28 protein-coding genes are annotated in these 23,753 nt (G+C 63.1%); 20 read left to right on the top strand and 8 right to left on the bottom strand.

What is annotated here, in order from left to right; genetic code table 11:
- Positions 1–164 precede the first annotated feature (164 nt).
- From phnC to phnE (KMZ29_RS15445), 5 genes are all read left to right on the top strand, one after another.
- On the top strand, positions 165–980 hold the full coding sequence (gene phnC / locus KMZ29_RS15465; RefSeq protein ID WP_215620065.1) for a phosphonate ABC transporter ATP-binding protein: 816 nt from the start codon (positions 165–167) through the stop codon (positions 978–980).
- 53 nt (positions 981–1,033) lie between these two features.
- Positions 1,034–1,972 carry a phosphonate ABC transporter substrate-binding protein gene (gene phnD / locus KMZ29_RS15460; RefSeq protein WP_215620064.1) on the top strand — a complete coding sequence of 313 codons (939 nt, stop codon included), beginning with the start codon at positions 1,034–1,036 and terminating at the stop codon, positions 1,970–1,972.
- A 65-nt stretch (positions 1,973–2,037) separates the two neighbouring features.
- The gene (gene phnD, locus KMZ29_RS15455; protein ID WP_215620063.1) at positions 2,038–2,973 is read left to right on the top strand and encodes a phosphonate ABC transporter substrate-binding protein; all 936 of its coding nucleotides are present in this window, start codon (positions 2,038–2,040) and stop codon (positions 2,971–2,973) included.
- A 91-nt stretch (positions 2,974–3,064) separates the two neighbouring features.
- Positions 3,065–3,949 (top strand): phosphonate ABC transporter, permease protein PhnE, encoded by an 885-nt coding sequence (gene phnE, locus KMZ29_RS15450; protein WP_249779702.1) that lies wholly within the window; start codon positions 3,065–3,067, stop codon positions 3,947–3,949.
- Complete coding sequence (phnE, locus tag KMZ29_RS15445) at positions 3,949–4,806, top strand: phosphonate ABC transporter, permease protein PhnE (RefSeq protein WP_215620062.1); 858 nt, start codon at positions 3,949–3,951, stop codon at positions 4,804–4,806. The genes phnE (KMZ29_RS15450) and phnE (KMZ29_RS15445) overlap by 1 nt, the downstream gene beginning before the upstream one ends.
- 15 nt (positions 4,807–4,821) lie before the next feature.
- Here phnE (KMZ29_RS15445) and phnF read toward each other — a convergent pair whose 3' ends face one another.
- Positions 4,822–5,550 (bottom strand): phosphonate metabolism transcriptional regulator PhnF, encoded by a 729-nt coding sequence (gene phnF / locus KMZ29_RS15440; RefSeq protein ID WP_215620061.1) that lies wholly within the window; start codon positions 5,548–5,550, stop codon positions 4,822–4,824.
- Positions 5,551–5,668: 118 nt separating this feature from the next.
- On the opposite strand from phnF, the gene phnG reads away from it, so the two are divergent.
- The 10 genes from phnG to KMZ29_RS15390 all read left to right on the top strand — a co-directional run bounded on the left by phnG (position 5,669) and on the right by KMZ29_RS15390 (position 13,749).
- Entirely contained in the window at positions 5,669–6,130 is a 462-nt protein-coding gene (gene phnG / locus KMZ29_RS15435) for a phosphonate C-P lyase system protein PhnG (protein ID WP_215620060.1), read from the top strand.
- Positions 6,131–6,133: 3 nt separating this feature from the next.
- Entirely contained in the window at positions 6,134–6,742 is a 609-nt protein-coding gene (gene phnH, locus KMZ29_RS15430; protein ID WP_215620059.1) for a phosphonate C-P lyase system protein PhnH, read from the top strand.
- 3 nt (positions 6,743–6,745) lie between these two features.
- Positions 6,746–7,849: a carbon-phosphorus lyase complex subunit gene (locus KMZ29_RS15425; protein ID WP_215620058.1), complete on the top strand. Its 1,104-nt coding sequence runs from the start codon at positions 6,746–6,748 to the stop codon at positions 7,847–7,849.
- A complete protein-coding gene (locus tag KMZ29_RS15420) occupies positions 7,846–8,730 on the top strand; it encodes an alpha-D-ribose 1-methylphosphonate 5-phosphate C-P-lyase PhnJ (RefSeq protein ID WP_215620057.1) in 885 nt (294 codons plus the stop codon). The genes KMZ29_RS15425 and KMZ29_RS15420 overlap by 4 nt, the downstream gene beginning before the upstream one ends.
- Positions 8,723–9,526, top strand: coding sequence for a phosphonate C-P lyase system protein PhnK (phnK, locus tag KMZ29_RS15415; protein ID WP_215620056.1), 804 nt, complete (start codon positions 8,723–8,725; stop codon positions 9,524–9,526). Before KMZ29_RS15420 ends, phnK begins: the two co-directional genes overlap by 8 nt.
- Before the next feature lie 10 nt (positions 9,527–9,536).
- Positions 9,537–10,235, top strand: a complete 699-nt coding sequence (phnL, locus tag KMZ29_RS15410; protein WP_215620055.1) for a phosphonate C-P lyase system protein PhnL — start codon at positions 9,537–9,539, stop codon at positions 10,233–10,235.
- A 14-nt stretch (positions 10,236–10,249) separates the two neighbouring features.
- Positions 10,250–11,407, top strand: a complete 1,158-nt coding sequence (locus KMZ29_RS15405; protein ID WP_215620054.1) for an alpha-D-ribose 1-methylphosphonate 5-triphosphate diphosphatase — start codon at positions 10,250–10,252, stop codon at positions 11,405–11,407.
- 35 nt (positions 11,408–11,442) lie between these two features.
- Positions 11,443–11,988, top strand: coding sequence for a phosphonate metabolism protein/1,5-bisphosphokinase (PRPP-forming) PhnN (gene phnN, locus KMZ29_RS15400; protein WP_215620053.1), 546 nt, complete (start codon positions 11,443–11,445; stop codon positions 11,986–11,988).
- 3 nt (positions 11,989–11,991) lie between these two features.
- Entirely contained in the window at positions 11,992–12,603 is a 612-nt protein-coding gene (locus tag KMZ29_RS15395; RefSeq protein WP_215620052.1) for a pyridoxamine 5'-phosphate oxidase family protein, read from the top strand.
- A 135-nt stretch (positions 12,604–12,738) separates the two neighbouring features.
- On the top strand, positions 12,739–13,749 hold the full coding sequence (locus KMZ29_RS15390; protein ID WP_249779701.1) for a lysylphosphatidylglycerol synthase transmembrane domain-containing protein: 1,011 nt from the start codon (positions 12,739–12,741) through the stop codon (positions 13,747–13,749).
- On the opposite strand, the gene KMZ29_RS15385 is transcribed toward KMZ29_RS15390, so the two are convergent.
- The gene (locus KMZ29_RS15385; protein WP_215620051.1) at positions 13,733–14,056 is read right to left on the bottom strand and encodes a DMT family transporter; all 324 of its coding nucleotides are present in this window, start codon (positions 14,054–14,056) and stop codon (positions 13,733–13,735) included. The two genes, KMZ29_RS15390 and KMZ29_RS15385, sit on opposite strands and share 17 nt — an antisense overlap.
- A complete protein-coding gene (locus KMZ29_RS15380) occupies positions 14,053–14,757 on the bottom strand; it encodes a class I SAM-dependent methyltransferase (protein WP_215620050.1) in 705 nt (234 codons plus the stop codon). Before KMZ29_RS15380 ends, KMZ29_RS15385 begins: the two co-directional genes overlap by 4 nt.
- Before the next feature lie 159 nt (positions 14,758–14,916).
- Between KMZ29_RS15380 and KMZ29_RS15375 the strand changes: the two genes are divergently transcribed.
- Positions 14,917–16,122: a BtaA family protein gene (locus KMZ29_RS15375; protein ID WP_215620049.1), complete on the top strand. Its 1,206-nt coding sequence runs from the start codon at positions 14,917–14,919 to the stop codon at positions 16,120–16,122.
- Positions 16,123–16,339: 217 nt separating this feature from the next.
- On the opposite strand, the gene KMZ29_RS15370 is transcribed toward KMZ29_RS15375, so the two are convergent.
- From KMZ29_RS15370 to KMZ29_RS15355, 4 genes are all read right to left on the bottom strand, one after another.
- Positions 16,340–16,639 (bottom strand): hypothetical protein, encoded by a 300-nt coding sequence (locus tag KMZ29_RS15370; protein WP_215620048.1) that lies wholly within the window; start codon positions 16,637–16,639, stop codon positions 16,340–16,342.
- Between the two features lie 12 nt (positions 16,640–16,651).
- The gene (groL, locus tag KMZ29_RS15365; RefSeq protein WP_215620047.1) at positions 16,652–18,274 is read right to left on the bottom strand and encodes a chaperonin GroEL; all 1,623 of its coding nucleotides are present in this window, start codon (positions 18,272–18,274) and stop codon (positions 16,652–16,654) included.
- An 86-nt stretch (positions 18,275–18,360) separates the two neighbouring features.
- On the bottom strand, positions 18,361–18,903 hold the full coding sequence (locus tag KMZ29_RS15360) for an Hsp20/alpha crystallin family protein (RefSeq protein WP_215620046.1): 543 nt from the start codon (positions 18,901–18,903) through the stop codon (positions 18,361–18,363).
- Between the two features lie 136 nt (positions 18,904–19,039).
- On the bottom strand, positions 19,040–19,471 hold the full coding sequence (locus KMZ29_RS15355) for a L,D-transpeptidase (protein ID WP_215620045.1): 432 nt from the start codon (positions 19,469–19,471) through the stop codon (positions 19,040–19,042).
- Between the two features lie 195 nt (positions 19,472–19,666).
- On the opposite strand from KMZ29_RS15355, the gene KMZ29_RS15350 reads away from it, so the two are divergent.
- From KMZ29_RS15350 to KMZ29_RS15335, 4 genes are all read left to right on the top strand, one after another.
- Complete coding sequence (locus tag KMZ29_RS15350) at positions 19,667–20,260, top strand: DNA polymerase ligase N-terminal domain-containing protein (RefSeq protein ID WP_215620044.1); 594 nt, start codon at positions 19,667–19,669, stop codon at positions 20,258–20,260.
- Positions 20,257–21,219, top strand: coding sequence for a non-homologous end-joining DNA ligase (gene ligD, locus KMZ29_RS15345; protein WP_369810019.1), 963 nt, complete (start codon positions 20,257–20,259; stop codon positions 21,217–21,219). Before KMZ29_RS15350 ends, ligD (KMZ29_RS15345) begins: the two co-directional genes overlap by 4 nt.
- A complete protein-coding gene (gene ligD, locus KMZ29_RS15340) occupies positions 21,216–22,142 on the top strand; it encodes a non-homologous end-joining DNA ligase (RefSeq protein WP_215620043.1) in 927 nt (308 codons plus the stop codon). Before ligD (KMZ29_RS15345) ends, ligD (KMZ29_RS15340) begins: the two co-directional genes overlap by 4 nt.
- Positions 22,143–22,228: 86 nt before the next feature.
- Positions 22,229–23,344 carry an alpha/beta fold hydrolase gene (locus KMZ29_RS15335; RefSeq protein WP_215620042.1) on the top strand — a complete coding sequence of 372 codons (1,116 nt, stop codon included), beginning with the start codon at positions 22,229–22,231 and terminating at the stop codon, positions 23,342–23,344.
- Positions 23,345–23,413: 69 nt separating this feature from the next.
- Here KMZ29_RS15335 and KMZ29_RS15330 read toward each other — a convergent pair whose 3' ends face one another.
- On the bottom strand, positions 23,414–23,659 hold the full coding sequence (locus KMZ29_RS15330) for a hypothetical protein (protein WP_215620041.1): 246 nt from the start codon (positions 23,657–23,659) through the stop codon (positions 23,414–23,416).
- Between the last annotated feature and the right edge of the window lie 94 nt (positions 23,660–23,753).

Genomic DNA, 23,753 nt, shown 5'->3' with positions numbered 1-23,753 from the left:
GATTGAGAAGCCCGCACGTCATCGATGGGCTTAATGACAGTGTCATGACGATCGAGTGACGGCCGGCATGGCTGTGGATGGCGAGTGCGCCGCGGCGCGACTGTCACACAACTGTTGAATTCAGGCGCTAGCGCTGGTGCCAGCTAAGGGCATTGGAGCATTGCATGCTGGTGGTGGAAGGTCTGACGTGCCGTTTCGGTACGAAGGCGGCGGTCGACAATGCGTCGTTCTCGATTGCGCCCGGCGGCTTCGTCGGTGTGATCGGCCGTTCCGGGGCCGGCAAGTCGACGCTGCTGCGGATGATCAATCGCCTCGCCGAGCCGTCCGAAGGACGCATTCTGTTCGAGGGCGTCGACGTCACCGCGCTGCGCGGCAGGGATCTGCGGCAATGGCGCGCGCGGTCGGCGATGATTTTCCAGCAGTTCAATCTGGTCGGCCGTCTCGACGTGCTGACCAACGTGCTGATGGGTAGGCTCGCAACGGTGCCGGCATGGCGTTCGCTGGCGCAGCTGTGGCCCGATCACGACAAGGCAATTGCGATGTCGGCGCTCGAGCAATTCGATATGGCTTCGATTGCGGCGCAGCGCGCCGATCAGCTCTCGGGCGGCCAGCAGCAGCGCGTCGCGATTGCGCGCGCACTGGTTCAGCAGCCCTCGATGATACTCGCCGACGAGCCGATCGCTTCGCTCGATCCTCGCAACACGCGGATCGTGATGGACGCGCTGCTGCGCATCAACAAGCACTTCGGTATCACGGTGGTCTGCAATCTGCACTCGCTCGATCTGGCGCGCAGCTACTGCGACCGCCTGATCGGCATGGCGTCGGGGCGGATCGTATTCGACGGCGCGCCCGCGGCGCTGACCGATCGGATCGCGCGCGAGCTTTACGATCTCGAGGCGGATGAGGTGATGGGCGTCGCTCCAAGCCAGGCGCCCGTTGATTCCACCATTCCGGCTCTCGGCACCGCCGCCGCGGCCTGAGCATCCGCGTCCGTAGGGCGCCACGGGCAACGCTTAGTAACGCAGGGGACGTCATGATCAATCGCCGCCTCATTCTCGCCGGCGCCGCGGCGCTGGCGTTCTCCGCCTCCGCCGCGTCGGCGCAGGAGTGGAAGACAAAGTATCCGGAACTGGTGATGGCTCTGGTTCCTGCCGAAAATGCCACGGGAGTTTTGGCGCGTGTTGGACCATTTGCCGACTATTTGACCCGAGAACTCGGCGTGAAGGTGACCCTGCGCGTTGCCAACGACTACACCGCGGTAATCGAGGGCCAGAAGAACCGCCAGATCCACATTGGTCAGTACGGGCCCGGCTCCTATGCGCGGGCCAACGCTGTGTCCAACGGCAACGTCATCCCCTTTGCGACGTTGCGCAATTCCGGCGGCGTGATCGGATATTATTCGGTGATGTATGTGCGCGCCGACAGTGAGTACAAGTCGATCGCCGACCTAAAGGGAAAGACGTTAGGGCTCGTGGATGTGGAATCCACATCGGGCTTCAAGGCGCCGACGTTCTTTCTGGCGGACCAGGGTTTCCCGATCGAGAAGCACTTCAAGCTGGCGCAGCCAACAGGCAGCCACGAGAACGCGATATTTGCACTTGCGGGCGGGACCGTTGATGCGGCGGTCAATTGGTGGAATGGCGAAAACGACTCGAATTTGATGCGCATGCTCACCAAGGGAATGCTGAAGAAGGCTGACGGCGCTCCGATGACGCCGTCCGATTTTCGCATCATCTGGAAGTCGCCATTGCTGCCGGGCTCTCCTTTCGCGCTTCTTGCCGATATGCCTGAAGAGTTGAAGACGGCTATTGTTCAGGCATTTGTTGATGCCCCGAAGAAGAACAAGGCAGCGTTCGATGCCCTGACCGACGGTAAGGTTGAGAATTTCGCCCGGGTATCCAAGGAAGACTACGTTGAATCGGTCAAGATGAACTTATGGCTGGACGCACAGCGAAAGCACAAGGGTAACTAACTTCGCGTCATCTCACTGTCATTCAATCCGCCGAGTGTTTTTCAGAATCATAGAGGGAGAAATCGATGATAACGCGCCGCAGCCTTCTCGTCTTGACGGTCGGTCTCGCAATGACGACCCCGGCCCTGGCCCAGTCCTGGAAGGACAAGTACCCTGAGTTGGTCTTCGCACTCGTTCCTGCCGAAAATGCAACCGGGACGCTGGATCGCTTTACCCCGTTCGTCAATTATCTCTCCAAGGAACTGGGCGTAAAAGTGACTTTGCGGGTTGCCAGTGACTACACGGCGGTCATCGAAGGCCAAAAGAACAAGCAAATTCACATCGGATTCTATGGGCCCGGCTCGTATGCGCGCGCGAACACCGTCTCGGCCGGTAATGTTGTGCCGTTCGTCACGACGCAGAACAGCGACGGTTCAATCGGCTATTACTCGGTAATGTACGTTCGGGCCGACAGTGCCTACAAATCGATTGAAGATCTGAAAGGAACCAAACTCGGCTTTGTCGACGTGGAATCCACATCTGGATTCAAGGCGCCCAATTTCTTCCTGACGCAGCAGGGCTTCCCGATCGACAAGTACTTCAAGGTCGGTCAGACCACCGGAAGTCACGAGAATGCCGTGCTCGCGCTGGCCGCCGGGACGGTTGACGCCGCCGTCAACTGGTGGAACTCGGAGGATGATTCGAACCTGACGCGCATGCTCAACAAGGGCATGGTGAAAAGGCCGGACGGGTCGCTCATGAAAAAGGAAGACTTCCGCATTGCATGGAAATCGCCGCTTCTGCCGGGGTCGCCCTTTGCCTATCTGAACGACATGCCGGACGATCTCAAGAAGGCGATTGCGAAAGCCTTCGTTGAAGCACCGCAAAAGGACAAGGAGGCGTTTGCCAAGCTGTCCGACGGCAAGGATCGCGGGTTCGTCGAGGTAACTGCGAAAGACTACCAAGAGTCGGTCAAAATGAATCTCTGGCTCGACGAGCAACGGAAGAAGAAGGCGTCCTGAGGCGAAAACTCATTGGCGGCGGCGCTCCATTGCAGGCCGCCGCCGCCACTTGTTTGCTCATTATCCATCGCTTATGCGAGCCAGTCGAACGTTGACGAGTCATCTTCACCGCCTTCCCGACCAGCAGACCGCTGCACTCCTCGGCCAGTACGGCGCGGCTGTGGCCGCAAAGCGCCGTCGTGCAGTGGTCTTCGCGCTTGCTGTCGCCGTGGCTGCCGCGCTCGCTGCTTGGGGCGGTGAGGTTGATCTGCGCAAATTTGCCGAAGGGCTTCCGAGATTTTGGAGCTATCTCTACGACATCCTGCCCAAGTTGCGGCCTTCGCATTTCAGCGCCGACTTTACCGAGTGGTTCTGGAATTTGGACGGCTGGCTCCGGCTTCTGGCCGAAACGCTCCTTGTTGCCTATGTCGGAACGTTTCTCGGCGCAACGATCGGCTTTGCGCTTTGTTTCTTTGCGAGCGCAAACCTGATGAAGAATGCGCTGGCGCGCGGCTTGGTGCGCCGCTTGCTGGAGTTTTGCCGCACCGTACCGGAAATCGTTTTCGCGCTCTTGTTCGTTTACGCATTGGGCCTCGGCCCGGTACCCGGTGTGCTCGCTATCGCGATTCACACGGTGGGAGCGCTTGGCAAGCAATTCGCCGAGGTGGTTGAAAACATCGACATGAATCCCGTCGAGGGCGTCCGCGCAACAGGCGGGAGCTGGGTGGAGCAAATTCGGTTCGCAGTGGTACCTCAGGTCTTGTCAAACGTTGTAAGCTACACGCTCCTGCGATTCGAAATCAACGTGCGGGGCGCATCGGTCATGGGTTTCGTCGGCGCCGGCGGAATCGGCAAGGAGTTGTTGAGCTCGATCCGGCAATTCTATTACTCGGACGTCAGCGCAATTCTCCTGATGATCATCGCGACGGTGGTCGTCATCGACCTGCTTACCGAACGGCTGCGCCATCGACTTCTCGGCATTGAGGGACATCGTTGATGTCGCAATCCTCCCCCCTCGCTGGAGTTGACAGGGCCCGGCTTACGCAAGCCTATCCCGACATTTTCAGTCCGTCGCCTCTGAAGCGAATACAAACCGTCGCAACTATTGCAGCGCTTGTGGGGCTGTTCCTGTTCGGCATGATGTGGCTGGGATTCTCGTTCGAGAAGCTGGCAACCGGAATAAGCCGACTTGGCGTCATCATCGGGCTGATGTTTCCGCCGACCCCGGGCAACCTGCTTCACCTCTATCTGAAGGGCCTCGCCGAGACCCTGGCGATTGCTCTTCTTGGAACGATGCTAGCGGCCGTGATAGCATTCCCGCTCGCCTTCATTGCCGCCAAGAATGTTGTCGCGCAGCGAGCCGTTCATTTCTTGTCGCGTCGGTTTCTCGATTCGATACGCGGTGTCGACACGTTGATTTGGGCGCTGATCTTCATCAATGTGGTCGGGCTCGGACCGTTCGCCGGAATTCTGGCGGTCGCGATGTCCGACATTGGCTCATTCGGCAAGCTGTTTTCCGAGGCCATCGAGACGGCCGACACCAAGCCAATTGACGGTGTGACTTCGACGGGAGGCTCGGCGCTCCATCAGATTCGATTTGGCATCGTTCCTCAGGTGCTGCCGGTCATCCTCAGTCAGGTGCTCTACTACTTCGAATCGAACACTCGTTCCGCGACCGTTATTGGTATCGTCGGCGCTGGCGGAATCGGTCTCTACCTTTCGAATGAAATTGGTCAGCAAAACTGGGACCATGTTGCGTTCCTGATCATCATGATACTGATCACGGTAGCGATCATCGACTGGGGGTCGTCGCAACTCCGTTTCGCGATCATCGGACAGCGGGCAATCGCGTAAGGTTTCGGAGCCGGACTAGCCGTTCTCGACCACGAACTCGATCCGCTCGGCGGCAAAGCGCGCGTGCGTCGTCAGGAGCGGCTTGCCGTCGGCATTGACGTCAACGCTGTCGACCACCAGAACGGGGCGTCCGAGTGCAAGATCGAGCCGGATAGCGTCGGTGGCGTCGACAATGGCGGCTGCGACGCGGGTCGAGGCCCTGCGATAGTCGCGGATACCATAATGCGCCAGCAGCTTCGTCGTCGAGCGCACGCGCTCATAGATCCGCCCGGCGTCGGGGAAGCGCTCCGCAGCAAGCCAGGTGGTGCCGACGCAGATCGGCGTGCGGTCGGCGAGCCGCAGCGCCTCGATCCGGATCAGCGGCGCGCCGGTCTTCACGCCTAACTGGCGAGCCAGCTCGCGCGTCGCGGGCTCTTCGGATGCGCCGATCAACTGGCCGCGCGGCTCGCGGCCGCCGGCGCCGACGATCTCGGAGAACCGGGTGCGCGGGCGCAGCGGATAGGCCATGCGTGGCGCTTCGACGTAAGTGCCGCTGCCGCGCTCGGCGCGCACCAGGCCGCGTTCGGCCAGGGCCGCCAGCGCCCGGCGCACGGTGTGGCGGTTGACGCGATAGGTCTCGGCGATTTCCATTTCGCCCGGCAGCCGTTCGCCGGAGGCAAAGCTGCCATCGGCGATGCCGCGCTCGATGCCGTCGGCGACCTGCCGCCACAGCGCCACCCCGGAGGCCGCGTCCTGTATGGTCATGGCTTGGGAAGGTTGGGGAAGGGCATCGGAAAAATCATCCCGCTGTCACGAAACAGTCATGGCGCCTGGCTATCAAGTTGTCTATTAACATAGACAACTTGATTCCGGCAAGGCTGGCATGACCGCAGCGGGCGAAAACGGCAAACAGGCGCAACGCAAGGCGGCTATGACGGTGCTGGCGAATTCCGATGCGGCGGAGATTGCCCGTTGTCTCGACGCGGTCGCGGCGCCGGCCTACGAAACCCTGCGCGAGCCGGAGAATGGCCTCGTGATGCTGCGCGGCCGGATCGGCGGCGACGGTGCGCCGTTCAATCTCGGCGAGGCCACGGTCTCGCGCGCCGCGGTGCGGCTTTCGACCGGCGAGGTGGGGTTTGGCTATGTGCTCGGCCGCAACAGGCAGAAGGCGCAGATGATCGCGCTGTGCGACGCTTTGGTGCAGTCGGATGAATTTGCGGGAGCCGTGGAGGAAATCGTGGTCGCACCGTTACGCGCGGCGATGATCTCCGAGCGCAACCGCAAGGCGCAGGAGACTGCGGCGACGCGGGTCGATTTCTACACGCTGGTGCGCGGTGAGGATTGAGCGATGACGACGGTTGCCGAACTGCCCGCGGGCTTCGCTGACAAGGTTTTGTCCGCGCAAACGATCTTTCGGTCGGTGATGGATGCAATGGCGCGCCCGGGCAGCGTCCGCAAGATCGCGAGCGTGACCGGTGCCCCGCCGGCCATGATGTGCGGCACCGCCGCGATTGCGATGACGCTGTTCGATCACGATACGCCGCTCTGGCTCGATCCGCAGATGTCGGAGACATCGGACGTCGGCAAATGGCTCAGGTTCCACACCGGCGCACCGGTGATCGCGGATTCCGCGATCTGCAGTTTTGCGCTCATCGCAGACGCACGAGCCCTCCCGGCTCTCGACCGTTTTGCCTTTGGCAGCGCCGAGTATCCCGATCGTTCGACGACGTTGATCCTGCAGGTGCAAAGTCTGACGCAGGGGACCGCCTTCGAACTGCGCGGCCCCGGCATCGACGGCACCGCCATCCTGCGGGCCGCGCTGCAGCCCGTGGACCTGTTCGAACGGCTGGCCATTAACGCTGCGCTGTTTCCGCGTGGTATCGATGTCGTCCTGGTGGCCGACGATGCCATTGTCGCGATACCGCGAACCACGCGGGTCGCCGCGAAGGGAGATTGAAGCATGTATGTCGCCGTCAAGGGAGGCGAACGCGCCATCGAGAACGCCCATCGCCTGCTGGCGCATGAGCGCCGCGGCGATCGCGGCGTTCCCGAACTCTCGCTCGATCAGATATCCGGACAACTCAGCCTCGGCGTCGATCGGATCATGACGGAGGGCTCGCTCTATGATCGCGAGCTTGCGGCGCTGGCGCTGAAGCAGGCGCGCGGCGACATGATCGAGGCGATCTTCCTGGTTCGCGCCTTCCGCGCCACCTTGCCGCGCTTCGGCGCGAGCGAACCGGTCGATACCGGGCAGATGCAGGTGCGCCGCCGGATTTCCTCGACCTTCAAGGATATTCCGGGAGGCCAGATTCTCGGGCCCACCTTCGATTACACCCATCGCCTGCTCGATCCGGAACTGGCGGGGGCATCGATGCCCGAGGCGCCAGCGACCGGGGAGGCATCGCCGGCGGTGATGCCGCGCGTCACCGACATTCTCGGCCGCGACGGCCTGATCGAGCCTTCGCTGCGGGCCGATGCCGGCTCGGCGGTCGGCGATCTCACCCGTGAGCCCCTGAGTTTCCCTGCCGATCGCGACCTGCGGCTGCAGAATCTGGCGCGTGCCGATGAGGGCTTTCTGCTCGCGCTCGGCTACTCGTCGCAGCGCGGCTATGGCCGGAACCATCCGTTTGCCGGCGAAATTCGCCTCGGCGAGGTCGAGGTGGAGTTCATGGCCGAAGATGCCGGCTTCGCCGTGCCGCTCGGCGCGGTCACGCTGACGGAGTGCCAGATGGTCAACCAGTTCAAGGGCTCGGCCACCGAGGCGCCGTGTTTCACGCGCGGCTACGGGCTGGCGTTCGGACAGAGCGAGCGCAAGACCATGTCGATGGCGCTGGTGGACAGGAGCCTGCGAGCCCGCGAACTCGACGAGGAAATTATCGCACCGGCCCAGGACGAGGAGTTCGTGATGTCGCATTCCGACAATGTGCAGGCGACCGGTTTCGTCGAGCATCTCAAGCTGCCGCATTATGTCGACTTCCAGTCCGAACTCGGTCTGCTGCGCAAACTTCGGGAGGAGTTCGGCGAGGCGGAAGCGTTGCCGCCGATGCAGGAGGCCGCGGAATGAACGCGCCCGCCTACAACTTCGCCTATCTCGACGAACAAACGAAGCGGATGATCCGCCGCGCCATCCTGAAGGCGATCGCGATCCCCGGTTATCAGGTGCCGTTCGCCAGCCGGGAAATGCCGATGCCTTATGGGTGGGGCACCGGTGGCGTGCAGGTGACGGCGGCGATCCTCGGGCCCCAGGATGTGCTGAAGGTGATCGACCAGGGCTCCGACGACACCACCAATGCGATTTCGATCCGCAAGTTTTTCGCCCGGACCGCCGGCGTCGCCACCACGACGTCCACGCCGGAGGCCACCGTGATCCAGACCCGGCATCGTATTCCCGAAGCGCCGCTGCATGGCGGACAGGTGCTGGTCTATCAGGTGCCGATCCCGGAACCGCTGCGCTTCCTGGAGCCGCGCGAGACCGAGACCCGGCGTATGCACGCGCTCGGCGAATACGGCCTGATGCACGTCAAGCTCTATGAGGACATCGCCCGCTTCGGGCACATCGCCACCTCCTATGCCTATCCGGTGAAGGTCAACGCCCGTTACGTGATGGATCCGTCACCGACGCCGAAATTCGACAATCCGAAGATGGACAATTGCCCGGCGCTGCAGCTGTTCGGCGCCGGCCGTGAAAAGCGTATCTATGCGATTCCGCCCCACACGCAGGTCACCTCGCTCGACTTCGAGGATCACCCGTTCACGCGCTACCGCTTCGACGCGCCTTGCGCGTTGTGCGGGGCCGATGATTCCTATCTCGATGAAATCGTCACCGACGACGAGGGCGGCCGGATGTTCGTCTGTTCGGACACCGATTATTGCGAGACTCGCCAGGCCCAGGGGCGCCGCGGCAGCGAGAGCGCGCCGCCGCACAAGGAGAGCGCGCATGGCTGAGGCTGAAATCGCCGGGCAGGACAATGACCGGCCGTTGCTGATGGCCGAGGGCCTCGGCAAGGACTATGGCCGGCTGGCCGCCTGCCGTGACGTGTCCTTTGCGCTTTACCCCGGCGAGGTGCTGGCGATCGTCGGCGAATCCGGATCGGGCAAGTCGACGCTGCTGCAACTGCTGTCGGCGCAGCTCGCGCCCAGTGCGGGGCGGGTGTCGTACCGGATGCGCGACGGGGTGATGCGCGATCTGGCGGCGCTGGGCGAAGCCGAGCGCCGGTTCCTGTTTCGCACCGACTGGGGCTTTGTGCACCAGGATCCGGCGCTGGGACTGCGGATGGGGGTATCGGCCGGCGCCAATGTCGGCGAGCGGCTGATGGCGGTAGGCTGGAATCACTACGGCCGCATCCGCGACACCGCGTCATCCTGGCTCGAGCGTGTCGAGATCGACACCGCGCGCATCGACGATGCGCCGCGGACTTATTCCGGCGGCATGCGGCAACGGCTGCAGATTGCGCGCAATCTGGTGACCGAGCCGCGGCTCGTCTTCATGGATGAACCGACTGGCGGCCTCGACGTGTCGGTCCAGGCGCGGCTGCTCGATTTGATGCGCAATCTGGTGAGCGAACTCGGATTGGCGGCAATCGTGGTCACCCATGATCTCGCCGTCGCGCGGCTGCTGTCGCACCGGGTGATGGTGATGAAGGGCGGTCGCGTGATCGAGACCGGCTTGACCGATCAGGTGCTTGACGATCCCCGTGAGCCCTATACCCAGTTGCTCGTTTCCTCGATTCTACCGGCATGAGCGTGCATTAATGACTGCGATGATCGATATCAGCAATGCCGAAAAGACCTTCACCATGCATTTGCAGGGTGGCGTGCAGCTTCCAGTCGTGCGCGGAGTCTCGTTTCGGGTCGAGCCCGGCGAGTGCGTGGTGCTGTCCGGCCCCTCGGGCGCCGGCAAGTCCTCGATCCTGAAGATGATCTTCGGCAATTACCGCTGCGATGGCGGCCGCATCGGCATCCGCCACCGGGGCGGCGTGGTCGATCTCGCCAGGGCCGAGCCGCGGCAGGTGCTTGGCGTGCGCCGCGACACCATCGGCTATGTCAGCCAATTCCTGCGCGCGGTGCCGCGGGTGGCAACCATCGACGTCGTCGCCGAGCCGCTGATTGCGACGGGAACGGCGCGGGCCGAGGCGCGCGAGCGGGCAGGGCAGTTGCTGCGCCGTCTCAACATTCCGGAACGGCTGTGGGCGCTGCCGCCTTCGACCTTTTCCGGCGGCGAGCAGCAGCGCGTTAATATCGCGCGCGGCTTCATCTCCGAGCTGCCGATCCTGCTGCTGGACGAGCCGACCGCCTCGCTCGATGCGGCTAACCGCGCCGTGGTGGTGGATCTGATCGACCAGAAGAAGCGAGCCCATGTGGCCATGGTCGCCATCGTCCATGACGACGAGATCCGCCATCTGATCGCCGACCGGATCGTCGACGTGACGTCGTTTGCATCAGCGGCATAGGAAAGACAATTGACATGAATTCGACCGGTTCCGAAACCGTTATTGGCAACGCCAGGATCGTACTGGCGGACCGCGTGATCGAGCGCGGCTGGGTCGCCTTTGCCGACGGCCGTATCGCGGAGTTCGGCGAGGGCAACGCCCAGGCGGGCAGCGAGGACGCCGGCGGCGACCTGATCATGCCCGGCCTGATCGAGCTGCACACCGATCATCTGGAAGCGCATTATGTGCCGCGGCCAAAGGTGTTCTGGGATCCGATCGCAGCCGTCGTCTCCTATGATGGTCAGCTGGCGACATCGGGCATCACCACGGTGCTCGATTCGTTGCGGGTCTGGCGCGAAGACGGCGCCGAGGACGTCGACGGCAGGGCAGGCGTGCTGGCCGGGGCGATCACGGCGGCGCGTGACGCCAATTTGCTGCGCGCGGATCATTTCCTGCATCTGCGCTGCGAGATCCCGATGCCGGATGTGGTCGAGGAAGCCAAGGAACTGATCGGGCGGCCGGACATCCGCTTGATGTCGCTGATGGATCACACGCCCGGACAACGCCAATTTCGCGACGAAGGCAAGCTGCGCGACTATTACCGCGGCAAAGGCGCCGGCATGACCGACGCCGAACTCGACACGCTGTTCGAACGGCGGTTTGCCTATCAGAAGGCCTATGCTGCGACCAACATGCGGGAGATCGTGGCGCTGGCGCATCAGTACGAGATCCCGCTCGCCAGTCACGACGACACCACCGAGGAAAATGTCACCGATGCCATCAGGGATCGCGTTTCGGTGGCGGAATTTCCGACCACCATGGAAGCCGCGCGCGGTCTGCACCAGGCCGGCATCGGCATCCTGATGGGGGCGCCCAACGTGGTGCGCGGCGGCTCGCATTCCGGCAATATCGCCGCGGTCGATCTCGCCCGCGAGGGACTGCTGGACATCCTGTCCTCCGATTACATCCCTTCGAGCCTCTTGATGGCGGCGCTGCAATTGCCGCAGCGCGTGCCCGACATCGATCTGGCCTCCGCGGTCCGCACCGTCACCAAGACGCCAGCCGAAGCGGTCGGTCTTGCCGACCGGGGCGAGATCGCGGCCGGCAAGCGCGCCGATTTGATCCGCGTCCATGTCGCCCGCGATGTCCCGGTGGTGCGCAGCGTCTGGCGCGAAGGACATCGCGTGGCGTGACCGGGGCGCCGACGATATCCGGCGATTGGCCTGGCATGGAGATCGGCCCCGGCCGGCTCGTGCTGGTGGTCGGCCCGAGCGGCGCCGGCAAGGATACCCTGATCGGGCTGGCCCGGGCCGCCTGCGCCGATGATGGTGGTATCGTCTTTCCGCGCCGCGTGGTGACGCGGGCGGCCTCGCCGTCCGAAGACAATGAGCAAATGGACCTTGATGCCTTTCGACAGGCACAGGCACTAGGCGAATTTGCGATGCATTGGGAGGCGCATGGCCATTGCTACGGACTGCGCCGCACGATCGCCGACGAGATCCGCGCCGGACGCACCGTTGTCGCCAACGTCTCGCGCACGGTCGTTGGGGCGATGCGCCATGCCTACGTTGGTGTCACTGTGGTCTCGATCACGGCGCCTCCCGAAATGCTTGCCGAGCGGCTTGCCACGCGGGCGCGTGGCAGCGACGGACGGGTTGCGGACCGGCTCAATCGCGCTGTAGATGATGCCGCAGCGCCCGATGTGACGATCATGAATATCGGCCGCGCCGAGGATCACGCGCGTGAACTATTGCTGGTCATCAGGGGTGTTTGAGCGATGCCGATGATTGCAACGATCGAACAGCTGGAGGCGATCTACGGGCAGCCGAACGAGGCGTCGACCGTCAAGGTCGCGAACCGGATAACGCCGCCATATCGGATGCTGATCCACAAATCGCCGTTCGCGGCGCTGGCGACGTGCGGGCCGGAGGGACTGGATTGCTCGCCGCGCGGCGATCTGCCCGGCTTTGTCCGGGTCCATGACGAGAAGACGCTGATGATGCCGGATCGCCGCGGCAACAACCGCGTCGATTCGCTGCGCAACATCGTGCGCGACCCCAGGGTGGCGCTGTTGTTTCTGATTCCCGGCTCCGGCAGTACGCTGCGGGTCAACGGCCGCGCGCAGCTGTCGGCGGAAGCTGGCTTGCTGGCGTCGTTCGGGATCGACGGCAAGGCGCCGCGTACGGTCATCGTCATGACGGTGGACGAGGTCTACTTTCAGTGTGCACGCGCCATCGTGCGCTCCGACCTTTGGAATCCGGACAAGCGGATTGATCCCAAAAGCTTGCCGACCCCGGGCCAGATCCTCGCCGAAATGAGCGACAACCGCGTTGGCGGCGAGGACTATGACCGGGCCTGGCCGGAACGCGCGCGGCAGTCGCTGTGGTAGGTGGCACGCCAGGCCGCCGCGTCCTGATTTCGATTGCAGCGCTTTCCGGAGTCGCGGTGCGACGGTAACGCGGCTGTCACGACAACATGCCAATGGATCGTGTCGACCACCCCGAATCAGGCCGCACGATCATTGATGTCGTTGCCCGAATGGACACGCCCGCTGAAAGCCATTGTGCCGCAAGGGACCCTCGGCGGCGCTCGATTGCGGGGCCTGGGTGTCGTCGTCAGCGTCGCCATCGCGGCGGCGGCGATATACGCGTTGACCCATGCGCTCAAGAACGTCGACTACGTTGAGGTATTCGAGGCCGTTCGGCGCACGAGTGCCGGCCTCGTCGGGCTGGCGCTGCTGCTGGTCGCGATCTCATACCTCAGCCTGACGCTGTACGATCTGCTGGCGCTGCGTACGATCAGGCGCGACGACGTAACCTACCGGGTCGCGGCTCTCGCGAGTTTCACCAGCTATCCGATTGCACACGGCGTCGGCGCAGTCGCGTTGATTGCGCCGGTGATCCGCTATCGCATCTATTCGCATCATGGCCTCGGCGTTTTCGACGTCGCCAATATCAGCTTTCTGACCGGGCTGACATTCTGGCTGGGTAATTTGACGGCGCTCGCGCTGAGCCTGCTCGGCGAGCCCGGCGCCATCAGCCTGATCGACTTTCTGCCGCCGGCGGTCAATCGGCTGCTGGCGGCGGCGCTGCTTGTCGGGGTATTTGCATTCCTGCTTTGGACCTGGCTTGCACCGAGGCGCTTCGGCACCAGCCGGTGGCCGGTCAGGTTGCCTTCGGGGCCCATGGTCCTGCTGCAGATCGGGATCGGGATCGTCGATCTCGGCGCCGCCGCGCTGGCGATGTACGTGCTGATTCCGGCCGGAATGGATATCGGGATCTTCCACGTGATCGCGGTGTTCATCGCGGCGACGTTGCTGGGCTTTGCCAGTCATGCGCCTGCAGGCATCGGTGTATTCGACGCAGCGATACTGGTCGGACTCGGTAGCGAGCACAGGGAACCGCTGATTGCGGCCCTATTGATATTCCGGGTTTGGTATCACCTGCTTCCGTTTCTAATGGCGCTCGTTCTGTTCGGCGCAGTGGAAGGGTGGCGGAGCTGGCGCGCGAAGCGGTCTCTCACACCGGCGAGTTGAGCTTGAGCCCGACCATCCCGGCCACGATCAGCGTGAGGCACAGTACCCGGACCGGGTCGGCCGGCTCGCTGTAGATCAGCATTCCGACGAGGATGCTGCCGGTGGCACCGATGCCCGTCCACACCGCATAGGCCGTGCCGAACGGCAGCGACTTGAGCGCGACGGCCATCAGCCCGAAGCTGAGGCCGATCGCGACCAGGGTTGCGGCCGTCGGCCAAAACCGGGTCAAGCCATCGGAATATTTCAGGCCGAACGCCCAGGCTATCTCGAACAATCCGGCCGCCAGCAATGCAAGCCAGGCGCTCACGGCAGAGTCGGCCCCGGGGGGAGCGCCAATACGGCGTATTGCGCATAGCCGCGGAACGGCCGTTCGAACCTCAGATCGGCGCCGGCGGCATCAGCCGTGGCTGACAGCACCCGTTGGAGTTCGTCGCGCGGCGTGACGTCGAACATGGCGAGCCAGCGTCGGAGCAGAGGACGGGTCACGGCAGGCAAGCGCTCCTGATTGCCAAAGTCGACAATGTGCAGGGATCCCCCCGGCCTGAGGCAGCTCGCGGCCGCCGCCAGAACGCCGCGCCAGTCCGGGATCATCGACAGGCTGTAGGAGATCATCACGTGATCGAATGCCGTGACGCCGAACAAAGGCTGCGGATCGAACGCGGTTGCGTCGCCGTGGGCGACGCGAATTTGTCTGGTCAAATCGCGCCGTGAGATCGCCGATATCGCCGACGTCAACATCTCCGTCGAGACATCGATGCCGAAAAATCTCGCCTGGGGATAGAGCCGGGCGGCGTGCACGAGGTTTCTGCCGGTTCCGCAGCCGATCTCCAGCACGTTCGCGCCGGCGTTGGGCCGTAAGTCCGCGATCAGCCGGTCCCTGCCGAGCAGGTAATATCGTCTCGTGCCGTCGTAGATGTGGCGCTGCCGGCGGTACATCCGGTTCATGCGAACGGTTGCCTCGACCGGCCATGAGCTATCTGCGCCGATATCCCGGGAATAAGCCGACATCCAAACACCTCGCATTGCCTGCAATGGTTTTCTCCTTGCGATGTTCGCGCGACAAGGGTGTGACAGCGTACGCAGGTAGCTGCGGCCTTGCCGTCGTTGCTGTCGCAAAACTGCAGCGTGCCCGCGATACCGTCATCGGATTGTTGATTCGGAGGATGGATGAATACGCAGCTTATCGCCGACGCGGTCCGCAACAGCAGGGGTCTCGACGAAGCGACGGTCTGGGACCGGCTATTCGCGTTCTGGTTCCGCCGACTGGTCTACACCCAGATCTGGGAGGACCCCGAAGCCGATCTCGCCGCGCTTCGGTTGCCGGTCGGCTCGACCATCGTCACTATCTCATCCGGCGGATGCAACGCGCTGTCCTATCTCACCGCGCGACCGGCGCAGGTGTACGCGGTCGACCTCAACGAGGCGCACCTCTCGCTGCTCAACCTCAAGCTCGCCGGGCTTCGGGGCTTCTCCAGCTACGCCGAATTCTGGCAGTTCTTCGGCGAGGCCGCCTCGATCTCCAACACCGGCCTCTATCTAGAGCGGCTGCGACCTTTGCTCGACGCCGAGACGCGCGCCTACTGGGACAAGTGCAACGTCCTTGGGCGACCGCGGCATGCCTATTTCACCGACGGATTCTACCGTCACGGTATGCTCGGCCGCTTCATCGGCCTTGCCCACCTGCTGGCGAAATTGGCGCGGATCGACCTGGCGGCTCTGCTGAACGGGAAGGCGGATGCTCCCGAACGCATTCAGGCGCTGGATCGCCTCCATCGCCTGTTTCATTCGCCGCTGGCGCGACTGATCACGGGAACTCCCGCGTTGCTGTTCAGCCTCGGCATTCCGCCCCAGCAGCGGGCGCTGCTCGGAGCTGATGCGCCGCTCAACGAAGTGCTTCACGAGCGGTTGCTGCGCTTGATCAACGGCCACCCCAACGCGACCAATTACTTTGCATGGCAGGCCCTGCATCGCAGCTATCCCGGGCCGGGCGATGCCTGCTTGCCGCCTTACCTGCAACGCAGCCAGTTCGAACGCATGCGCGACGGCGCGGGATTGATCATTCCGGTGCACGCCAATCTCCGGCAATTCCTGGAGGCCCTGCCGGCGCGTGAGGTCGATGCGGTGGTGCTGCTGGACTCGCAGGACTGGATGGCATCCGAGGAGATCCGCGCGCTCTGGAATGCCATCGATCGCACCGGCAGCGAGGACGTTCGGGTCATTTTTCGTACCGCCGGGAGGGAATCTCCGCTGGAGAATGAGGAATTGGCGCCGCTCCGGCAGATCTGGCGTCGCGACGAGGAACGGAGCGCGACCGGTTTCACGCGCGACCGGTCGGGGATTTATGGCGGGTTCCATTGTTACAAGCGGCGCTGATCGCCGCTTCAAAAAGCCCGGCCAAGGCATCGGCTTGGAGAAAAAGATGCTCCCGAGCCGAACTCAAGAGCATCCGGAAGTTAAGCGGCATTGTCCAGGGAAGGGAACATCCGCAAACATAAAATGAGCCGATTCCGCTACCGCGTCGTTGCGCTGGATCAAACAAGGTGGCGGGCTATGCGTGTTCGGCGGATTGGCCGTGTCGCCGCCCTGCAACTCACCAGAATTGCCACCAGCTCTTCGCAGTAGCGCTCTTCTCCACGAGATATTCGACGATTTGAGGTTTGACCGAATCCATTTCATTGGGGTGGCCGGCCATGAATTTCAGAATCCAGGCACGCCGTACCTCATCCGGGCCCGTCGGGATTTCGCGAAGGATATTCTTGTCCGAGCCATGACAGCCGCCGCAACCCGCCTTGAAGGCTTCTTCAGGGGTTACGGCATGGGCGGGCAGGGCCGCCGACGCGATCGCGGCGGCTGAGACGATGGCGCTCGCACCCGTCCTGTTGCGCGGCATCGGGCCCGCCGATCACATCGCCAATTCCGGCTCGGCAGGCCGCTCGCGCTTCGGCTCCGGAATCTCCGTCATCGTCGCTTCCGTGAGCAGCAATACGCTTGCGACGGACACGGCGTTTTCCAGCGCGGTACGTACCACCTTGGCGGGATCAACGATGCCGGCCTCGACCAGGTCGACATATTCCTTGCGCGCGGCATCGAAGCCGAAATTGCCTTGGCCGCCCAGCATCCGCGCTACCACGACGCCGCCATCGACGGCGGAATTCACTGCGATCTGGCGGGCAGGGGCATCGAGCGCCCGCTTCAGGATCTGGACCCCGGTCCTTTCGTCGCCTTCGCAAGCTGCTTCTTCCCGGGTGACCGCTTCAATGCATTTGAGCAGCGCAAGGCCGCCGCCCGGCACGATGCCTTCGGCCACCGCTGCCTTGGTGGAACTGATGGCGTCATCGAGCGCCTCCTTCTTGGCCTTCATCTCGGCTTCCGTCGGCGCGCCGACGCGGATCACCGCGACACCGCCGGCCAGTTTGGCGAGCCGCTCCTCAAGCTTTTCGCGGTCGTAGTCGCTGGTGGTCTTTTCGATTTCGCGCCGAATTTGCGCAATCCGGCCGTCGATCCGGGCGCGGTCGCCGCCACTGCCGATCAGGGTGGTGTTTTCCTTGTCTGCGACCACGCGCGCCGCACGGCCGAGTTGCTGCAAAGTGGCGCTTTCCAGCTTGAGGCCGATCTCCTCGGAGATCACCTGCGCGCCGGTCAGGATAGCGATGTCTTCCAACATCGCCTTGCGCCGGTCTCCGAAGCCGGGTGCCTTGACCGCGCAGCCCTTGAGAACGCCCCTGAGCCGGTTGACGATCAACGTCGCCAGCGCCTCTCCCTCGATGTCCTCGGCCACGATCAACAACGGGCGGCCGGACTTGGCGACCTGTTCGAGTACCGGGATCAGGTCGCGCAGCGCCCCGATCTTGTGATCGCACAGCAGCACGTACGGATCCTCCAGCACGGCTTCCATGCGCTCTGCGTCGGTGACGAAGTAAGGCGATATGAAGCCGCGATCGAACTTCATGCCTTCGACCACGTCCAGCGTAGTCTCCGTGGTCTTGGATTCCTCGACCGAAATCACGCCGTCGCCGCCGACCTTCTCGATGGCGTCGGCAACAAGATCGCCGATCGCCGGATCATTGTGGGCCGACAAGGTTGCGACCTGGGCCTTCTCTGCTTTCGTCTTCACCGGGCGAGACATGGCGCGCAGCGCCTCGATCGCAACACGTGCGGCACGGTCCAGTCCGCGCTTGAGATCGATGGCGCTGGCGCCTGCCACGACATTGCGTACGCCGTCGGCAAGGATCGCATGTGCGAGGATGGTCGCTGTGCTGGTGCCGTCGCCGACCACGTCTCCGGTCCTCTCCGCCGCCTGGCGAAGAACCTGGGCACCGAGGTTTTCTTCGGGGTCCTTGAGGTCGATTTCCTTGGCGATGGTGACACCGTCGTTGCACACGATCGGCGCGCCCCAGCTCTTCTGGATCAGAACCGATTTCGATTTCGGCCCCAGCGTGACCCGCACCGCGTCGGCGAGGAGCGTGGCTCCCCGCAACACCTTCTCGCGGGCCGCGGAATGAAACAGGATTTGCTTGTGGGCCATTCGCTGCCTCTCGGTGCATGCGGGTCGTCAGAATGACGTGCGCCCTCGCCGGTCAACATCGTGATGCGGCGAGGTCGATAGTGTGTCTATTTCGAGGTTACGGGAATCTTCTTCTGGTTGTTCTGCGCGTCCGGCGACTTCGGCAGCGTCACCGTCAGGACCCCGCTCTTGTAGCTCGCCTCGATCTTGCCGGCGTCGACGCTGCCGGGCACCTGCAGCGAGCGGCGGAAGGAACCGTAGCGGCGCTCGGAGACGTAGCGGTCCTTGGTCTTCTCTTCCTTTTGCTCCTGCTTTTCACCCTTGATCGTCAGCACACCGTCAGCGAGCTGGATGTCGATGTCCTTGACGTCGAGCCCCGGCAGTTCGGCCGTCACCTCGAACGCCTTGTCCTTTTCGACGACATCGATCGCCGGCGTGACATTGAAGCCGAGGTCGCGGCGCCAGAACGATTCTATGTCGGGCAGCGGGCGGAACAACGGGGCCTGCATGAAGCCGGTCTGGAAATCGTGAAACAGCCGGTCGACCTGATTGCGCAGCGCTTCAAAGGGCTGCCAGTCCGCGGGTTTGGTCGCCGGTGCGGCCGGGCCAGCTTCGGTCTCGATCGGTAATGTTGTTGCAGCTTCTGCCATGACAAACACTCCTTGGAGTTAGAGCCAGAGTCCGCTGGTTGGGGCTCCGGCGTTTGAGCTGGAAAACGATATGCCTCAGGCTGCGGGCGGCCTTGATCTCCATCAAAACATCGGCGTGTGGGGTGCGCCAACCGGGCTACTCGACGATCTCGATGGTCGTGTTGCTTGGCCCGTGGCTCTGCACCAGACCGAAAAGCGATCGTGCATTTTCGGGGCTAAGCCGGATGCAACCGTGGGACACCGCGCGCCCGAGGCTGCGGATTTCGGTGGTGCCGTGGATGGCGTAGCCGCCGCGAAAGAAGATCGAATAAGGCATCGGCGTGTAGTCGTAGAGCCTGGAGTAATGCATCCTCTGCAGCGAATAGGGCTGGTAGCTGCCGGGCGGCGTCCGATAGCCGCGTCTGGCCGTCGACACGGGCCAGGTGGCAAAGTCAGTACCATCGACCGCCACGTTCATGGTCTGCTGCGAAAGCTGGATCCGGACCGCGATGCTCGCGCCGGCGCGATCGGCCGCTGGGCCGGCAAACAGCGCCGCGAGGAGGAGATGAAACGGGACACGAGCATTCATGACTGGGACGCGCATCCGGTCTCGGCGGTGTTGCGCTGGATTCCTCACGGGTTCAACCGGCCAATGCCGGCTTGCATTGGTCGAAGGAGGCCTTGATAGAGCGGGCCTTGGCAGGGGCGCGTGAGATAGATCAAGGTCGGATGAAATTCGGCGTTCTAGCTGTTTAGATAAATTTCGCGCCGAGGACACCGGCCGATGCCCATCCGCAGTCTGAGCCGCTACCGCCGCAAGCGCAATTTTGCCAGCACACCGGAGCCGAAACCGGCGCTCGGAAAACGCCGCAGCAGTCTCGCCTTCGTGGTGCAGAAGCATCGCGCGTCGCACCTGCATTACGATTTCAGGCTGGAGTTGGACGGTGTGCTGAAGAGTTGGGCGGTCCCGAAGGGACCTTCGCTCGACCCCAGGCAGAAGCGGCTCGCAATCCGCGTCGAGGACCATCCCTGGGACTACCGGAACTTCGAGGGTACCATCCCGGAAGGGAACTATGGCGCCGGCGATGTCATCGTCTGGGACAGGGGTACCTATCGATGTGCCGAGGCGGACAGCCAAGCCGCGCTGCGTCGCCAGTTGCGCAACGGGTCACTCAAGATTGTGCTGCGGGGCCACAAGCTCAGGGGTGGATTTGCGCTGGTGCGGTTCGGTACGCCGCGTCGATGGCTGCTGATCAAGGCCAACGACCAATACGCGACGCTGCGGGATGTGACGCTGGACGATTGCTCGGTGAAGTCGCATCGCAGGTTGCCTGATTCGAAACCAGAGAAGGTAGACCGAAAGCGGCGAAGAACGTGACGGAACGCAGGCAGAAGACCGGGATCCCGAAGGCGGCACTCAAGCCGATGCTTGCGACCCTGATCGGCGCGCCGTTCGACGACCCGGATTGGGTATTCGAAACCAAGTGGGACGGCTACCGGGTCATCGCAAAGATCGACCGCGGGAAGGTCGTGCTGCTGTCTCGCCGGGGCACCGTGATTACCCCGGATTATCTGGGCATTGCCGCGGCCCTGGGAAAACTCAAGCGCGCGCATCAGGCCGTCATCGACGGCGAACTCGTCGCGCTCGATAGCCGCGGCCGTTCGAGGTTTCAATTGCTGCAGAACGCGCGCAACACCCGGGCGCGGCTCGTCTACTATGTATTCGACTTGCCGTTCCTGAATGGCCGCAATCTGCGCCGGTCGCCGCTGATCGAGCGCAAGCGGTTGTTGAAGGCGCTGCTGCCGCCGGACCGGGCGATCCGCTTCAGCCGGCATGTCAAAGGCCATGGCAATGCCGCATTCCGCGCTGCGAGGCGCCACGGCTACGAAGGCATCGTAGCGAAGCGGGCGCTAGGGCCTTACTTCCCCGGCAAGCGCACGCGCGAATGGCTGAAGATCAAGACCGTGCTGCGGCAGGAAGTCGTGATCGTCGGATATACCCGCCCGCAGCGGTCACGGCAGTATTTCGGTGCGCTGGTGCTCGCCGTGCGCAAGGGCAACAAATGGCAGTATGTCGGGCGGGCAGGAACCGGGTTTGACCGAGACAGTCTCAAATTCATCCATGCGAAACTGACGCCGCTGCGGTCGGCGCGGAAGCCGATCGACGCAGAGGTTCCGGGCGAACGCACCACCACCTGGGTGCGCCCACGTCTGGTGTGTGAAGTGAAGTTCACCGAATGGACCAATGACGGGCAGATGCGGCACCCGGCCTTCCTGGGCTTGAGGACGGACAAGCCGGCGCGGAGTGTCGTGCGCGAGAGGAGGTCACTCGCATGACCAAGGTCGAACTCAAGCACCTCGACAAGATATTCTGGCCGAAGGAGGGTTACAGCAAGGGCGACGTCATTCAATATTACGAGCGCATGGCCGGCGTCATCCTGCCCTATCTGAGAGACCGGCCGATGGTGCTGGTGCGCCATCCGAACGGTATCAAGGGAGGCAGCTTTTTCCAAAAGAATGTCGCCTCGATCCACCTGCCGCCATTCGTCCGAACCGCGAAAGTTCGTGCGCGGAGCACCGGCAGGAACGTGCAGTGCGTCGTCTGCAACAACAAGGCGACGCTGCTCTATCTCGCCAACCTCGGCTGCATCGAAATGCATTGCTGGGGGTCGCGGGTCCGCAAGCTCGAATGTCCCGATTACATGGTGATCGATCTCGATCCCGGTCGAAACACATTCGCCGAAATTGTCGCGGTGGCAAAGGAAACCCGCAAGGTCATCGCGGCCGCGGGCGGGACAAGCCTGGTCAAGACTTCCGGCAAGAGGGGCATCCACGTCTATGTTCCGCTACGTCCGATCTACGATTTCGATGAGGTGCGGACGGTTGCGAGGCTGGTCGCCGAGATCGTCAACCGCCGGATGCCGAAGCTGACGACGGTTTCGCCAAGGCTCAGCGGACGGAAGAACCGGATATTTCTCGACTGCGCCCGTAACGGATTTGGCCAGACCACCGTCGCCCCGTATTCGCTGCGGGCATTTGCCAAGGCCACCGTTTCGGCGCCGCTCGACTGGCGGGAACTGACGGCGGGCTGCAGTCCGGCGCGCTATCATTTGAGATCGATGGTCAGAAGAGTCAGAATGAAAGGTGACCTCTGGGAAGCCGCGATCGGCAAACCGAACAGCCTGCGAAAGCTTGAGAGCTCGCTCAAGGGCATGGCGTTGCCGGCAAAGCCTGCGAAGGGACGCCCTGCCAGAAAATAGGGGCTTCCTCCCCGGCAGCCTCACCCGAGCAATGAGATTGATCCAGCTCAAGACGGCGGGAGAAGATTTGGCGTCCGGATTTTAAAATGTATAGGCCTCCTGGAGGGCAGTTCCCATACGCGGCGTTCTTCTGGCCGGCGCTTGCCGCCGCGTCAGTCAGCGAAACAGCTTCGCTGATGGCGGCGCATTTTCTGGAGGTTCTGGGCAGCGCCGGTGCCAGCGCCCCACGATCGCCGGAAGGGGCGACCCCAAGCGAGATTGCGCTCGACCTGCATACGGTCCGGCTCCGTGATTTTGCCCTGGCCAGCAGCGGCGCTCCGACCCTGCTGTGCACACCGCTCGCGCTGCATGGCGCCGCCGTTGCCGACCTCGCCGCCGGGCATAGCCTCGTTGCCGCCCTGCGCGGCGCTGGAGTCGAACGGCTGTTCATGGCCGACTGGCGCACGGCCAGCGCCGACATGCGGTTTCGTGGAATTGACGACTATCTCGCCGATCTCAACGTCCTGGTCGATCATCTCGGCGGCCTGGTCGATCTCGTCGGGCTCTGTCAGGGCGGCTGGCTATCCCTGGTCTATGCCGCACGGTTTCCAGCCAAGGTGCGCAAGCTCGTGATGGCCGGGGCACCGGTTGATATTGCCGCGCGCCAGTCGGCACTGTCGGCGGTCGCCGAGGCGACGCCGCTCACCATGTTCAAGAACCTGGTTCGTCTCGGCGAAGGTCGCGTGATCGGCCGTCATGTCGCGACATTCTGGGGAAACGACAGCGTCGCAGAAGACGATATTCGCGAAGCGCTACAGACGCTTGAGCCGATCGGTTCACCCGAATTCGCAAAGATCGAGGCCATCTTCAAGAACTGGAATTCCTGGACCATCGATATTCCCGGTACCTATTACCTCGAAATCATCGAAAAACTGTACAAGCGCAACGAGCTTGCCACGGGATGCTTCGTCGCCCTGGGACAAAGGATCGACCTCTCGCGGTTGCGGCTTCCGATGTATCTTCTTGCCGGAAGCGACGACGAGGTGGTCACTTCGGAACAATTATTTGCGGTGGCGCCGCTGGTCGGAACGCCGCCGGAGCAGCTCGTTAAGGAGGTCACGCGGTCCAATCATCTGGGTCTGTTCATGGGTAAGCGGACGCTGGAGGAATCCTGGCCGCGCATTGTGCATTGGATGAAGGAACCTCCGCGCTTTCTTCCTTGACATGCATCAACGACCGCAGGTGCACGGAGGGCTCACGGAAGCTATGCAAACCCCTGTCGAACTGGAATTTCAGGGGATGGCTGCCAGAGTCCTGCGATCGAGCAGTTGATAGCGGATCAGGTGAGGACGTTCGAGCAGCGCTATGGCCGGATCACGGCGTGCCGAATCGTCGTCAAAGGCCCTGGCAATCGGCATCAGACCGGCGGTCTGTATGACGTCAACATTCGCCTGGCCGTTACCGGATGGCCGCGAGGTCAATGTGGGGCGGACACCGAAGTCCGACGAGCGCCACTCAGATTTGCCGTTCGCGATCAATGACGCTTTCAAGCGGGCACGGCGCAACTGCAGGACACTACTCAGCGCATGGAGGGAAGGGTCAAGACCCATAAGGCATAGAAGTGCGCCGCCG

Source organism: Bradyrhizobium sediminis (assembly GCF_018736085.1).
In the GTDB taxonomy this organism is placed as follows: Bacteria; Pseudomonadota; Alphaproteobacteria; order Rhizobiales; family Xanthobacteraceae; genus Bradyrhizobium; species Bradyrhizobium sediminis.
This window is presented reverse-complemented; position numbering and strand designations above follow the sequence as displayed.